Origin of the sequence: Prevotella sp. oral taxon 313, assembly GCF_003043935.1 — a bacterium.
Taxonomy (GTDB): Bacteria; Bacteroidota; Bacteroidia; order Bacteroidales; family Bacteroidaceae; genus Prevotella; species Prevotella jejuni.
Genome location: NZ_PYXE01000001.1, coordinates 2,166,209 through 2,181,446 on the forward strand (window position 1 = coordinate 2,166,209; position 15,238 = coordinate 2,181,446).

General features: G+C 43.9%; 11 protein-coding genes. 10 read left to right on the forward strand and 1 reads right to left on the reverse strand.

The annotated features are described in order from the left end of the window. The first annotated feature begins 2 nt into the window (after positions 1-2). From AXF23_RS08575 to ftsZ, 10 genes are all read left to right on the forward strand, one after another. Positions 3-2,159 (forward strand): penicillin-binding protein, encoded by a 2,157-nt coding sequence (locus tag AXF23_RS08575; protein WP_107625002.1) that lies wholly within the window; start codon positions 3-5, stop codon positions 2,157-2,159. 63 nt (positions 2,160-2,222) lie between these two features. After that, positions 2,223-3,680, forward strand: coding sequence for a UDP-N-acetylmuramoyl-L-alanyl-D-glutamate--2,6-diaminopimelate ligase (locus AXF23_RS08580; protein ID WP_009010885.1), 1,458 nt, complete (start codon positions 2,223-2,225; stop codon positions 3,678-3,680). A gap of 63 nt (positions 3,681-3,743) precedes the next feature. Next, positions 3,744-5,015, forward strand: coding sequence for a phospho-N-acetylmuramoyl-pentapeptide-transferase (locus tag AXF23_RS08585; protein ID WP_107625003.1), 1,272 nt, complete (start codon positions 3,744-3,746; stop codon positions 5,013-5,015). Positions 5,016-5,195: 180 nt separating this feature from the next. Then, entirely contained in the window at positions 5,196-6,527 is a 1,332-nt protein-coding gene (gene murD / locus AXF23_RS08590; RefSeq protein ID WP_009010887.1) for a UDP-N-acetylmuramoyl-L-alanine--D-glutamate ligase, read from the forward strand. A gap of 92 nt (positions 6,528-6,619) precedes the next feature. After that, entirely contained in the window at positions 6,620-7,906 is a 1,287-nt protein-coding gene (locus tag AXF23_RS08595; RefSeq protein WP_107625004.1) for an FtsW/RodA/SpoVE family cell cycle protein, read from the forward strand. Between the two features lie 86 nt (positions 7,907-7,992). Then, on the forward strand, positions 7,993-9,099 hold the full coding sequence (gene murG / locus AXF23_RS08600) for an undecaprenyldiphospho-muramoylpentapeptide beta-N-acetylglucosaminyltransferase (protein ID WP_107625005.1): 1,107 nt from the start codon (positions 7,993-7,995) through the stop codon (positions 9,097-9,099). An 89-nt stretch (positions 9,100-9,188) separates the two neighbouring features. Then, positions 9,189-10,565 (forward strand): UDP-N-acetylmuramate--L-alanine ligase, encoded by a 1,377-nt coding sequence (gene murC / locus AXF23_RS08605; RefSeq protein WP_089365749.1) that lies wholly within the window; start codon positions 9,189-9,191, stop codon positions 10,563-10,565. Positions 10,566-10,604: 39 nt separating this feature from the next. Next, entirely contained in the window at positions 10,605-11,543 is a 939-nt protein-coding gene (locus tag AXF23_RS08610; protein WP_107625006.1) for a cell division protein FtsQ/DivIB, read from the forward strand. 50 nt (positions 11,544-11,593) lie between these two features. Beyond that, the gene (gene ftsA, locus AXF23_RS08615) at positions 11,594-13,048 is read left to right on the forward strand and encodes a cell division protein FtsA (RefSeq protein WP_009010892.1); all 1,455 of its coding nucleotides are present in this window, start codon (positions 11,594-11,596) and stop codon (positions 13,046-13,048) included. A 63-nt stretch (positions 13,049-13,111) separates the two neighbouring features. After that, a complete protein-coding gene (ftsZ, locus tag AXF23_RS08620; protein WP_089365748.1) occupies positions 13,112-14,440 on the forward strand; it encodes a cell division protein FtsZ in 1,329 nt (442 codons plus the stop codon). Positions 14,441-14,523: 83 nt separating this feature from the next. On the opposite strand, the gene AXF23_RS15830 is transcribed toward ftsZ, so the two are convergent. Beyond that, positions 14,524-14,703, reverse strand: coding sequence for a hypothetical protein (locus AXF23_RS15830; protein WP_146156735.1), 180 nt, complete (start codon positions 14,701-14,703; stop codon positions 14,524-14,526). Between the last annotated feature and the right edge of the window lie 535 nt (positions 14,704-15,238).

Sequence of the window (15,238 nt, forward strand, 5' to 3'; positions counted from 1 at the left end):
ATATGAGTAAGTTTGATAATAGTAAAATAATGCCTCGTTACAGCGTCATAGCCATCATCATGTCGCTTATCGCTGTAGCTGTTATCGGTAAGACTATCTACACTATGACAGCAGGAAGGTCTTACTGGATGGAAGTGGCTGCTTCTCAGAAGAAAGACAGCGTTTCGACCAAGCCTACCAGAGGTAATATACTCAGTTGCAATGGGCAACTCATGGCAAGCTCAATACCTGAGTTTAAGGTTTACATGGACTTTAACGCTTTGAAAGTAGCAGGAAATGACACCGCTTTCATCGATAGTATCAACTATATAAGCAAAGGATTGAACAACATCTTCCCAGAGAAATCGGCCTCATACTTCAAGCAGTATCTCATGGAAGGATATCATAAGGTAAGTAAGCATTGGCCTATATGGAACGAACGTATCGACTATAACACCTTTAAAGAGATACAATCTCTTCCTATCTTCAAGATTGAGAACAAGAATAAGAGCGGATTCCACTGGGATAAGTTCAATGCCCGTCGTCGTCCGTTTGGCTCACTTGCTCAACGTACCATTGGCGATATGTTCGGTGCGAAAGATACGGCTCGCTGCGGTCTGGAGCTTTCTTACGACTCTATCCTTCGTGGTACGAATGGTATCATTCACCGTCGTAAGGTGCGCAATAGATTCCTTAATATCACTGACACACCCCCTGTTGACGGTGCCGACATCATAACGACCATTGATGTCAGTATGCAGGACTTAGCCGAACGTGCGTTGATTGACGAGCTGAAAGAGATTAATGGCAACGTAGGTGTTGCCATTGTGATGGAGGTAGCGACGGGTGATGTGAAAGCAATCGTCAATCTCGACAAATGTAGCGACGGTGAATATAGAGAGGTTAAGAACCATGCTGTAAGCGACTTGTTGGAACCTGGCTCTGTATTCAAGACTGCTTCCATCATGACAGCACTGGATGATGGAGTGGTAGACACGATGTACACCGTTCAGACAGGACCTGGTGTTTGGAACATGTATGGCCGAGACATGAAAGACCATAACTGGACACGTGGTGGTTACGGCACACTGACACTGCCATGGACATTGAAGTACAGTTCTAATATTGGTGTTAGTCGTATCATCGACTTGCACTATCACAAGAACCCAGAGAAGTTTGTTCAAGGCATCTACGACCTCGGACTTGCTACAGACTTCCATATTCCTATTGTCGGATATTCCCCTGCAAGGATTCGTATGCCACGTAAGAACAGCCGTGGCCAATATGTCAACTGGAGTGCTACGGCCCTTCCATGGATGAGTATCGGCTACGAGACACAGATACCTCCAATATCAACTATTGCCTTCTATAACGCTATCGCTAACGGAGGAAAGCTGATGCAACCACGCTTTGTAAAGCAGATTGTGAAGAATGGCGAGGTCATCTATGACAATCCGCCAAAGGTATTAAAAGAGCATATAGCAAAGGAAAGTACGATAAAACAGATTACCCGAATATTGACGGAGGTAGTATCAGAAGGTTTGGGTAAGAAAGCAGGATCAGACAAGTTCCTTGTTGCGGGTAAGACGGGTACTGCCCAGATGTCAAAAGGTGCCTTAGGCTATAAGACGGGAGGTACCAACTACCTGCTGAGCTTTGCAGGTTTCTTCCCTGCAAATAACCCTCGATACAGCTGTATCGTCTGCATTCAGAAGACAGGTCTGCCTGCTTCGGGAGGTGGAATGAGTGGAGTTGTGTTCCATCATATTGCTGAAGGCATTATGGCACAGAGTCTGAAACTAAATGTAACAGACGCACGTGACAAGGAATCTATCCTCATCCCAACCGCAAAGACAGGTAATCTATTAGCGACCGACTACGTGTTAAATGCGCTTGGCTTTAACATTACAAACGGATGGAACGGTTCTCTACCCTTCGGAAATCCTATTTGGGGAAAGACAATAACGAATAGTAAGACGCTATCCTTCCAAAAGGAGAACCTATCAAAAGCCCACCTTGTACCAGACGTACATGGTATGGGAGCTCGTGATGCGGTTTATCTGATGGAGACACATGGGATAAAAGCAATCATCATTGGTAGAGGTCGCGTTATCCAACAGAGTCTTGCACCAGGAGAGAAAGTAAAGAAAGGCATGCGCTGTGAACTAAGAATGGGATAAGAAAACGCTCAAAGGGATAATTCCCCTTACATTATAAAGAACGAATAAGAATAGAACAAAGATATGAAGTTAAGTAAACTACTTACAAATGTAAAGCCCATCGCTTGCAAAGGTGATGTAGACATTGAGATTAAAGGTGTGAATATTGATAGCCGCAAGATTGAGAATGGCCATCTATTCATCGCAATGAAAGGAACTCAAGTAGACGGACATAAGTTCATTAGCAAAGCTATTGAATTGGGAGCCGTTGCCATCTTACTCGAAGACATGCCAGAGGTATTGGATGATAAGGTAACATACATTCAAGTAGCTTCAACTGAAGAGGATGCTGGCAAGGTTGCCACTATGTTCTATGGAGACCCTTCACACAAACTAAAATTGGTTGGTGTGACTGGAACAAATGGTAAGACGACTATTGCCACCTTATTATATAGGATGTTCCGAGAGTTCGGTTATAAGGTGGGGTTGCTCTCTACGGTATGTAACTATATCAATGACGAGGAATACCCAGCCAGTCATACCACACCAGACCCCATAGAACTCAACTGTCTTCTTGCCAAGATGGTTGACGAAGGATGCGAGTATGCGTTCATGGAGTGTTCTAGTCATGCCATTCACCAGCATCGTATTGGGGGATTAGACTTTGTTGGAGGTATCTTCACCAACCTCACTCGTGACCATCTTGACTATCATAAGACATTCGAAAACTATCGTAATGCAAAGAAGATGTTCTTCGATGGCCTGTCTAAGAATGCCTTTGCCATCACCAATGCCGATGATAAGAACGGTATGATAATGGTTCAGAATACCAAAGCAACCGTCAAGACCTATTCTATCAAACGCATGGCAGACTTCCGTGCAAAGATATTGGAGTGTCACTTCGAGGGTATGTACCTTGAGATTGATGGTAAAGAAGTGGGCGTACAGTTCATTGGTAAATTCAATGTAAGCAACCTTCTTGCTGTCTATGGAGCAGCCATCATGTTAGGTAAGAAGCCTGAAGAGATACTGATTGCAATGAGTACGCTGAAGAGCGTTAACGGTCGATTGGAACCTATCCAATCACCAGAAGGCTTCACAGCTGTTGTCGACTATGCTCATACTCCAGACGCATTAGAGAATGTACTCAACGCTATTCACGACGTACTTGATGGTAAAGGAGGACATGTTATCACGGTCTGTGGCGCTGGTGGACACCGTGACAAGGGTAAGCGTCCATTGATGGCACAGGAAGCAGTAAAGCAAAGTGACACTGTCATCCTGACAAGTGACAACCCACGTGACGAAGAGCCACAAGCTATCATCGACGATATGCTTGCAGGTCTGGACACAACACAACGCAAGAAAGTTCTTACCATCGTCGACCGCAAGGAAGCCATCCGTACAGCAGCAATGATGGCGAAGAAGGGTGATGTTATCCTTGTTGCAGGTAAGGGACATGAGAACTATCAAGAGATAAATGGTGTGAAACATCATTTCGATGACCATGAGGTCATCCGTGAAATCTTTGGAATCAAATAAGCAACAATGCTGTTTTGATTTAAAGAACACCATCTAATAAGAATAAATAAAAAAAGAAATAACATGCTGTATTATATCTTCCGTTGGCTTGACCAGTTCGGTATCAGTGGTTCCCATCTATGGGGATACATCAGTTTCCGTTCTATCTTGGCAATGATATTAGCCCTTATCATCTCTGCATGGTTTGGAGAACGGTTTATAAAATACCTCAAGAAGAAACAGATAACAGAGGTTCAACGAGATGCACAGATTGACCCATTCGGTGTTAAGAAGATTGGTGTACCGTCAATGGGTGGTATCATCATCATCGTTGCACTGCTGATTCCAGTTGTCTTGTTAGGTAGACTACGTAACATCTATCTGTTGTTAATGATTATAACGACCGTATGGCTGGGATTCCTCGGTGGTATGGACGATTTTATCAAGATATTTCGGCATGACAAGGAAGGCTTGAAAGGTAAATACAAGATTGTCGGACAGGTAACTATCGGGCTTATCGTAGGCTTGGTTCTTTGGGCTTCTCCAGACGTTAAAGCTAACTTGAACCTTGAAGTAGCCAACCAGAATGGTAAAGAAATCGTCATCAAGCATGAGGCAAAAGCTGAGAAAACGCTTAAGACAACCATTCCGTTTGTCAAACTACATAATCTCGACTATTCAGAGATTATGGGTTTCTTAGGTCCCTACAAGACTGCAGGAGGCTGGATACTGTTTGTTCTTATGACCATCTTCGTCGTTACAGCCGTCTCTAATGGTGCCAACCTCAATGACGGAATGGACGGGATGTGCGCAGGAAACTCCGCTATCATAGGTGTCGTATTGGGTATCTTAGCCTACGTAAGTAGCCATATACAATACGCCGCCTACCTGAACATCATGTATATACCAGGTTCTGAAGAGTTGGTAGTATTCTTTATGGCCTTCATAGGTGCCCTGATTGGCTTCCTTTGGTATAATGCTTATCCTGCACAGGTATTCATGGGCGACACAGGAAGTCTTACTATTGGCGGTATCATAGCAGTAGGTGCTATCATCATTCACAAGGAGTTGATGCTCCCTATCCTCTGTGGTGTGTTCTTTGTTGAGAGCTTAAGCGTTATCGTTCAAGTGTGGTACTACAAGTTAGGAAAACGTAAAGGAGTTAAACAACGTATCTTCAAACGCACCCCTATCCACGATAACTTCCGCACACAAGACAGTCAACTCGACCCAGAATGTAAGTATCTCTTAAAGAAGCCACATAGTGCTATCCATGAGAGTAAGATTACCTTACGTTTCATCATTGTGACTATCATCCTCGCTGCAATGACTATCATCACACTTAAGATAAGGTAAAGAAGAGGTGTGTAGGGCGTTAACGAGAGCTGTATAGTTCACTGACACGATAGGAGTCCGAATTTAGCACCACCCTATTGAGGCGTATTTAAAAGAATAAACAACAAACTATCAGATGACAGTTAACAGCCCATCAAACAATAACATTTCATTTGTATAGAGTAAGGAAAGGAAAGATATATGAAAAGAATCGTAATACTTGGAGCCGGTGAGAGTGGAGCTGGCGCAGCTGTATTGGCTAAGAAAGAAGGCTTCGACGTCTTTGTTTCAGACATGTCTGCCATTAAGGACAAGTATAAGAAGATGCTTGACGAGCGTGGTATAGAATGGGAAGAAGGACAGCATACAGAAGAAAAGATTCTTAATGCAGACGAAGTCATTAAGAGTCCGGGTATTCCTAAAGAGGCGCCGATGGTTCAGAAGCTGATGGCACAAGGTACACATATCATCAGCGAGATAGAGTTTGCTGGTCGTTATACCAATTCTAAGATGATTTGTATCACAGGAAGTAATGGTAAAACTACCACAACAAGCCTCATTTATCATATCTTCAAGGATGCTGGATACGATGCAGGATTGGCTGGAAACATAGGTAACAGCCTTGCATTACAGGTTGCAGAAGACCCACATGAGTATTACATCATTGAGTTAAGTAGCTTCCAATTAGACAATATGTACGACTTCCGTGCAAATATTGCTATTCTTCTCAATATCACTCCCGACCATCTGGACCGGTATGACTATAAGTTTGAGAACTATGCCGACGCCAAGATGCGTATCATTCAGAACCAGACAAAGGAGGACAGCTTCATCTATTGGAATGATGACCCTGTAATAAAGAAGGAGTTAGAGAAGTTTGATGTGCATGCAGTATGCTATCCTTTTTCTGAATTAAAAGAGAAGGGAAGCATTGGATATATCGAAGAAGGACAATACACCATAGAGCAACCTGAACCCTTCAACATGGAGCAAGAGGACCTATCCTTAACTGGTAAGCACAATATCTATAACTCTCTTGCTGCCGGCATTGCCTCAGACATCAGTGGTATAAAGAAAGAGAACATCCGCAAGAGTCTGAGCGATTTCCCTGGTGTAGAGCATAGATTAGAGAAGGTCTGCAAGGTGGCTGGAGTGCAATACATCAACGACTCAAAGGCAACTAACGTTGATGCATGCTGGTATGCACTTGAGAGTATGAACACACCTACCGTTCTTATCCTTGGTGGTAAGGACAAAGGTAACGACTACAGCGTATTGAAAGACTTAGTAAAGCAGAAGTGTATTGGACTTGTCTACCTTGGTGCTGATAATAAAAAACTCCATGACAACTTCGATAGCCTCGGTATTCCTGTTCGTGACACGCACTCAATGAAGGATTGTGTGACGGCTTGTGCTGAATTAGCAAAGCCTGGCAATACCGTCCTTTTAAGCCCATGTTGTGCAAGCTTCGACCTCTTTAAGAATATGGAAGACCGTGGCGAGCAGTTCAAGAGTTATGTAAGAGCATTGTAGGAAAAGACTTATCTGGCTAATTGGGCTAATAAGACTAAATTGGACCAATAAGACTAATTGGACTAATAAATCCCATAAGGAACAACAAAACAATGAAGAATAAATCTCTCAGTAATATTTTTAAAGGAGACAAAGTAATCTGGATGGTCTTCTTCTTCCTATGTATCATCAGTATCGTTGAGGTCTACTCGGCTTCAAGCTCACTGTCGTTCACAAAGGGAAACTACTGGAGTCCTATCATCTATCATTGCAGTATTCTTATCGTTGGTATCGTCTTGATGGTGTTTGTACTTAATATTAAGTGCCGCTATTTCAAGCTCATAACACCCATCGTACTTATCTTCTCGACACTAATGCTTATCTGGGTGCTTGTAGCAGGACAAACAACAAATGGCGCAAACAGATGGATTACGCTTGCAGGTCTACAATTTCAACCCTCCGAATTAGCCAAAGGTGCATTGGTCTTAGCGGTTGCGCAGGTGCTTAGTGCTATGCAAACAGATCATGGAGCAGACCGTAAAGCCTTCAAATACATCATGTTACTCTCAAGTGGTATCATTCTTTTGATTCTCTTTGAGAACCTTTCTACGGCGATGCTCATTGCCCTTACAGTTCTTCTGATGATGTTTGTAGGAAGAGTTCCACTCAAGCAATTAGGTCGGTTGGTAGGCTTCATTGCCCTACTTGGCGTCTTAGCACTATCCTTAGTGATGCTGGTTGGTGATGACAAGAAGCTGGAAGACGATCTACCTGACAAACAGAACCTTACGGAACAGACGGTGGCAGCACAGCCGAAAGAGTCACCTGGCTTCATTGGGAAAACGCTTCACCGTGCTGACACATGGAAGGCTCGTATAAAGAAATTCTTTAATAATGAATATGTAGCACCTAAAGACTACGATTTGGATAAGGATGCACAGGTCGCACATGCCAACATTGCCATCGCTTCATCAGATGTTGTAGGAAAAGGACCAGGCAATTCTAACGAGCGAGACTTCCTCTCACAGGCCTTCTCCGACTTCATCTATGCTATCATCATAGAGGAGACGGGAATCGAAGGAGCTATCTTTGTGGCTTTACTCTATATCATCCTTCTCTTCAGAACGGGTATCATCGCCAACAGATGTGAGAACACTTTCCCAGCGTTCTTAGCAATGGGAATAGCCTTCCTCTTGGTTACACAAGCCCTATTCAACATGTTAGTAGCTGTTGGATTAGCCCCTGTAACAGGACAACCTCTACCACTCATTAGTAAGGGTGGTACCTCAACGATAATAAACTGTATCTACATTGGTGTCATACTAAGCGTAAGTCGCTCTGCAAAGAAGAAGAAGGAAGATAAGAGTTCAGCCGAAAATCTTTCTCACGCAACTGTCTAATTGACAGAGAAAAATAAAAAGGAAGAGTAAAGTTGAGCGAAGATAAAAAAAATGATTACCTTTGTAAGTTATAAAGAAGATTACACATGGACGAGGAATTAAGAATAATCATCAGCGGTGGCGGTACGGGAGGACATATCTTTCCGGCTGTGTCTATTGCCAACGCCATCAAAGCTAAGCACCCAGAAGCGAAGATTCTCTTTGTAGGTGCAGATGGTCGTATGGAGATGCAACGCGTCCCTGCCGCAGGATACGAGATAAAAGGTCTACCTATCAAAGGCTTCGACCGTACACACAAGTTAAAGAACTTTGAAGTACTCTACAAGCTTTGGAAGAGTCTTCGTATGGCTCGTCGCATCATTAAAGACTTCAAGCCACAGGTTGCTGTGGGTGTTGGTGGTTATGCCAGTGGTGCAACACTCTACGAATGTGCCAAGATGGGCATCCCATGTCTTATCCAAGAACAGAACTCATACGCTGGGGTAACGAACAAGCTATTGGCGAAGCGTGTGAAAAAGATTTGTGTTGCTTACGAAGGAATGGACCGTTTCTTCCCTGCAGACAAGATTATCATGACGGGTAACCCTGTCCGACAGAATGTCCTCTCTACCCCACTTTCTATCGAAGAGGCACGCGAGAGCTTCGGTCTCAACCCTAACAAAAAGACCATCCTACTTGTGGGTGGTAGTCTGGGAGCAAGGACTATCAATCGTTCTGTCATCGAACACCTCGACCTCATAGCACAGTCAGACGTACAATTCATCTGGCAGACTGGTAAATTCTACCATCAACAGATATTGGATTCGATGAAGGGTAAGGAATTACCCAACCTGAAGATAATGGATTTCATCAGTGATATGGGAGCTGCTTATAAGGCTGCTGACCTCGTTATCAGCCGCGCTGGCGCAAGTTCTATCAGTGAGTTCCAACTCATTGGCAAGCCAGTTATCTTAGTTCCGAGTCCTAATGTGGCAGAAGACCACCAGACCAAGAACGCTATGGCGTTAGTCAATAAAGATGCTGCCCTCTGTGTAAAGGATGCTGAAGCACCTGACACATTGATAAAGCTTGCCCTTGAGACGATCACAAATGACGAGAAGCTAGCAAGTCTAAGTGAGCATGTTAAGAAGATGGGGTTGAAGGACTCTGCTGAGATTATTGCTGATGAGGTTATCAAACTCATAAAGGCTTAATACACATACTCACCCAATAGCAATGCAAGAAACGGTAGTGAAACACAAAGCTACCATCAAACAAAAGACAGAAAAAGAATATATAACACATGGAACTCAAAGATATTAAATCAGTTTACTTCGTTGGTGCGGGTGGCATCGGTATGAGTGCTATAGCTCGCTATTTCCTTCATAAAGGGTTGATAGTGGCGGGATATGACAAAACACCATCCGAACTCACACACACTCTGGAGAAAGAAGGGATGAACATTCACTATGAAGAGAATGTTGAACTTATCCCAGCAGCCTGTAAAGAACCATCGTCTACGTTGGTTGTCTACACCCCTGCCATCCCAGCTAAGCATGCTGAACTGGTTTATTTCCGTGAGAACGGCTTTGAGATACAGAAACGTGCACAAGTGTTAGGTACTCTTACCCGCACACACAAGGGTCTTTGCTTTGCAGGAACACATGGGAAAACGACCACGTCAAGTATGTGCGCACACCTAATGCACCAGAGTCATTTGGACTGTAATGCCTTCCTTGGGGGCATCTCTAAGAACTATGGCACCAACTACATCCTCTCTGACCACAGCGACTTTGTAGTCATTGAGGCCGATGAGTTCGACCGTTCGTTCCATTGGCTGCGTCCTTGGATGACCGTTATCACCTCTACCGACCCCGACCATTTGGATATCTATGGTACTAAGGAGGCTTACCTTGAGAGTTTCCGTCATTATACAGAACTCATCAAAAAGGGTGGTGCACTCATTATCCATAAGGACTTAGAGATGAAACCGAACGTACAAGAGGGGGTAAGAACCTATGAATACAGTCGTGACGAGGGTGATTTCCATGCTGAGAACATACGAATTGCAAACGGAACTATCACCTTTGATTTCGTTTCCCCTATCGAAAACGTAAAGGATGTAGAGCTTGGACAACCTATTCCTATCAACATAGAGAATGGTATCTCTGCTATGGCTATGGCACAACTCAATGGTTGTACTGCCGAAGAGCTTCGCAATGGCATGAAGACCTACGGTGGTGTTGACCGCCGTTTCGACTTTAAGATTAAGAACGACCGCCATGTTTTCCTCTCTGACTATGCGCATCATCCAAAGGAGATACTACAGAGTGCGAAGAGTCTGAAGGAACTCTATGCAGACAAGAAGGTTACTGTCATCTTCCAACCTCACCTTTATACTCGCACACGCGATTTCTACAAAGAATTCGCTGATGCGCTCAGTCATTTTGATGAGGTCGTTTTGACCGAGATTTACCCTGCTCGTGAGGAACCTATCCCAGGTGTGACAAGTAAGCTCATCTACGATAATCTGCGTCCAGATGTCAAGAAGCAGATGATACAAAAGGATGATGTACTTAACTTTGTGGAGTCAAGAGACTTCGATGTGTTGGTCGTTTTGGGTGCAGGCAATCTCGATAACTATGTCCCACAGATTGCTGAAATACTCAACAAGAAGTAATATAAGAACGTAGAACACTGTAAGTAAGAGAGAATAGATATGCGCATTCGGTGGAAAAAGATAATCATCACTACGCTGGACTTCCTACTGGCTATTTATCTCATCGTGGCTGTTACCTCATGGAATAAGCCTGATGAGAGCAAAGAGCTATGTACCCAAGTGAACATCAACATCTCCGACTCGAATAACGCAGGCTTTCTTACCGCAGGAGAAATCAAGCAGATATTAAAGAAGGTAAACCTCTATCCGCTTAATAAGAAGGTAAAGGACATCAATCCTCGCCACATTGAGGAAGCATTAAAGGTGGGACCTTTTATCAAGACAGCGCAGTGCTACATAACAAAAGATGGTCAGGTCAATATCCAAATTACGCAACGTATGCCGATTATACGCATCAAGAGTAATACTGGGGCTGACTACTATCTTGATGATAACGGAGGGATACTTCCTAACTCTAAGTACACAAGCGACTTGATTATCGCTACTGGTAATATAGACAACAATTTTGCACGTCTGTATATAGCCCCTTTGGCAATGGCTATCAATGCCTCTCCATTATGGCTCAACCAGATAGAACAGATTAACGTACTGCCTGACAGAGGGATCGAATTAGTTCCTCGCGTCGGTAATCACATCATTTTCATGGGTTATCTGCCTAAGAACAATGGTCCATGGAAACGTAAACATGATATCAATGTCTTTGTGACAAAGAAGTTATCACGCTTAGAGAAGTTCTATCGATATGGACTCTCACAAGCTGGATGGAACAAGTATTCTTACATAGACATTGAGTTCGACAACCAAATCATCTGTAGGAGACGTGACGAAAAGGCAGAGAAGGCAGAAGAGGACGAGGTTATTAAGAAAGCTAAGTCTGAAAAGGTAGAAGACGTACAACGCACAGAAGAGGAGGAAAGGGAGAAGGCTCGTACGGAAGTGAAGCGACAAGAGAATGCTTCCGACGGTCTGACAGAATAAATAGCTAACAATTTAGAGAATATAAATAAGCAACAAAATACTTAACGAATATGGCAGAGTTTATAGTAGCCATTGAATTAGGCTCATCAAAGATTACGGGTATTGCTGGCAAGAAAAACCTTGACGGCAGCATCTCCGTACTTGCTGTTGTAAAGGAAGACGCTACACAGTGCATTCGTAAGGGTGTCGTTTACAACATCGATAAGACCGGACAGTGCCTCACCAGCATTATCAACAAACTAAGAAAACAACTGAAGTATGAAATCTCTCAAGTCTACGTTGGCGTAGGAGGACAGTCCATACGAAGCGTTCGCAATGTCATAGTAAAGGACTTACCAACCGATACTATCATTACTTCTGACATGATTAATGAGTTGATGGATGCCAATCGTAACATGACCTATCCGGACCAGGAGATCCTTGATGCTGCCACTCAGGAGTATAAAGTTGACAACCAGTACTCTCTCGACCCAGTAGGTATTAAGGCTTCTCGACTTGAGGGTAATTTCCTTAACATCCTTTGGCGCAAGGCTTTCTACGATAATCTCAACAACAGCTTTGAGAAGTCTGGCATCTCTATCGCTGAGATGTATCTTGCTCCTTTGGCCTTGGCTGATGCAGTATTGAGCGAGGCTGAGAAGCGTGGTGGCTGTGTATTGGTCGACTTTGGTGCTGATACAACCACGGTCTCTGTCTACTATAAGAATATCCTTCGCCACTTGGCTGTCATTCCTTTGGGCGGTAACAATATCACAAAGGACATCGCAAGCCTACAGATGGAGGAGAAGGATGCTGAGGCTATGAAGCTTAAGTATGGTTCTGCCTTTACTGAGAACAACGATATCGATAATACATTAAAGTATTCTATCGACGCTGAACGCTCTGTTGACAGCCGTAAGTTCATTGAGATAGTAGAAGCTCGTATCAATGAGATCGTTGAGAACGTGTGGTATCAGGTACCTTCTGAATATGCTGACAAACTTCTTGGTGGTATCATCCTTACTGGTGGCGGCATGAATCTCAAGAACATTGAGCGTTGCATGCGCAATACTACTCATATCGACAAGATACGTAAAGCGAACTTTGTCACACATACTATCTCTTCAAGCAATGCGGATATCACTGCAAGAAATGGTAACATGAATACTATTCTCGGGCTGCTTGCTAAGGGCGATATGAACTGTGCTGGCGCTGAATACAACCCTGCACAGACCAATCTCTTTAATAATGAGGAGATTGCTGTAGCGACTCCTATCGAACAACCTTACACTCCTTCCACTGCGGCAAGACAAGGTCAAGGCATCGTTCCTACTCCAGAAGAGAAGAAGAAGGCGGAAGCTGAACGTCGTAAACGTGAGGAGGAAGAACGCAAACTACGTGAGGAAGAGGAAGCAAGAGAGCGCGAACTTGAAGAAGAAAAGCGTCGCAATAGCTTCTGGAACAAGTTCACACACAAATCTAAAGAGTTCGTTAAGAAGATTATGGCAGAAGAAGACGACGAGTAAACACTCTTCTCTCCTGCACACAAGAAAATGAATATTGATCATAAACATAGATAACAGACTGTTATGGCAGACAACAATAATAAAATGGATATATTAGACTTCGGTGATGGCGATGTAGCCGATAGCATCATCAAGGTCATTGGTGTCGGTGGTGGTGGCGGCAATGCTGTGAACCACATGTACAGAGAAGGTATCCACGACGTGACCTTCGTTCTCTGCAACACAGATGCACAAGCACTCAACGACTCTCCTGTTCCAGTGCACCTGCAATTGGGTGATGAAGGACTTGGTGCTGGAAACCGCCCTGAACGTGCACGCCAAGCGGCTGAAGATACGAGCGAGGATATCAAAAACATGCTTAATGATGGTACGAAGATGGCGTTTATCACTGCTGGTATGGGTGGTGGTACGGGTACAGGTGCTGCTCCTGTCATCGCACGTATCAGTAAGGAATTAGGTATCCTCACCGTTGGTATCGTTACTATCCCGTTCCGTTTCGAGGGTGCTAAGAAGATTGATCAGGCCTTGGATGGCGTTGAAGAGATGGCAAAACATGTTGATGCGCTACTCGTTATCAACAACGAACGCCTGAGAGAAATCTACCCAGAACTGAGCTTGCTCAATGGTTTTCGCAAGGCAGACGACACCCTGAGTGTTGCAGCTAAGAGTATTGCTGAGATTATCACAGTGCATGGTATCATGAACCTCGACTTCAACGATGTCAAGACTGTCCTCAAAGATGGCGGTGTGGCTATCATGTCTACTGGTTACGGAGAGGGTGAAGGACGTGTGAAGCAGGCCATTGAGGATGCCCTCAACTCTCCATTGCTCAACGATAACGATGTTTATAAGTCAAAGAAGATTCTACTTTCTATCAACTTCAACAGTGACGACAAGGACAACCCTGGCTTGACAATGGAGGAGATGGGCGATGTGACAGAGTTCATGAACCACTTCAGTGCAGACTTTGAGTTAAAGTGGGGACTTGCTATCGACCCTGAACTTGATAAGAAGGTTAAGGTTACTATCCTCGCAACAGGCTTCGGTATCGAGGATGTTGATGGTATGGGTAGCCATATCAAGAAGCAGACTCAGGAAGATGCTGCTCGCCTTGCTGAGGAGGAGGAGAAAGCAGCTGAGCGTCGTGACCGTCGTGACCGTTTCTACAAAGACAATAACAACTCTCAATACAAGCACCGTCCACACATCTATCGCTTTACTGCGGATGAGCTCGACAATGAGGATGTTATCCTTGCTGTTGAGAACACTCCTACTTACAAACGAACGAAACAGATGATTAAGGACATCAAGCGCATCAGTACTCCTGAGCAGGATGCTGAAGACAACGATAACCAAGAGGGCACTGTTGAGGGTGTAATCAGCTTCGTATAAGCATGATTACAAGTATAAAGATAAGGCTGAACTTCGAAAGAGGTTCAGCCTTTTTTGTTTCATCTCACCTTTCGAATGATATCTTAATCATTCTGCCGCCCATCCTTATATCCGTCTTTGTAGTCAAGAGAGAATCCATCACAACACAAGCAGCGAAGAAAGATATCCTCGGTAATCGCAACCTTCTCCATTCGGAGAAGAGCATGGGGTAAGGTCTCCGATGGGTGTTGGGTGTTCAATGTTGGGTGTTGATGATTAGCCATAGGGGTATCTCGGTGATCACGCCCCTCCCTTCGGGGGAGGGGACGGGGGAGGGGCCAGTTCTTCTCTGCCTGCTCTCCCTGTTCGCAGAAAGGCTTCTGTTCATCTGTGAAAATCTGTGAGAGATAAAACACCCAACGAATCTCTTGCGTTCTAAACACTGTGAGAGAGAAAATCACTCCTAAACACTGAAGACTCAGAAAAATTATGACATAAAATCTAACAAAACATCATCAAAGTAAGACCAAGCTATCTTCTAAAACCAAGCTTGTAATCATCAACAAATCAATACATTACAAACAGCATTGGAGAAGACGCCTTTCTTGCCCCAAGAAGGGCGTCTTCTTTCCCCTTGAAGGGCATATTCTCAAACGAAGAAGAGCCTTTTCTGCATCCGTCACAGGTGTCATGTCGAATAAAGAGGAGAAATAACTACCGAAATAAATCAACTATTTGGAAATACTATCTCGCTTATAAAGGCTTATTCCGCACACATAATAAACAGTTGGGAGTGGTTCTTTTAGGTATAATTCCACA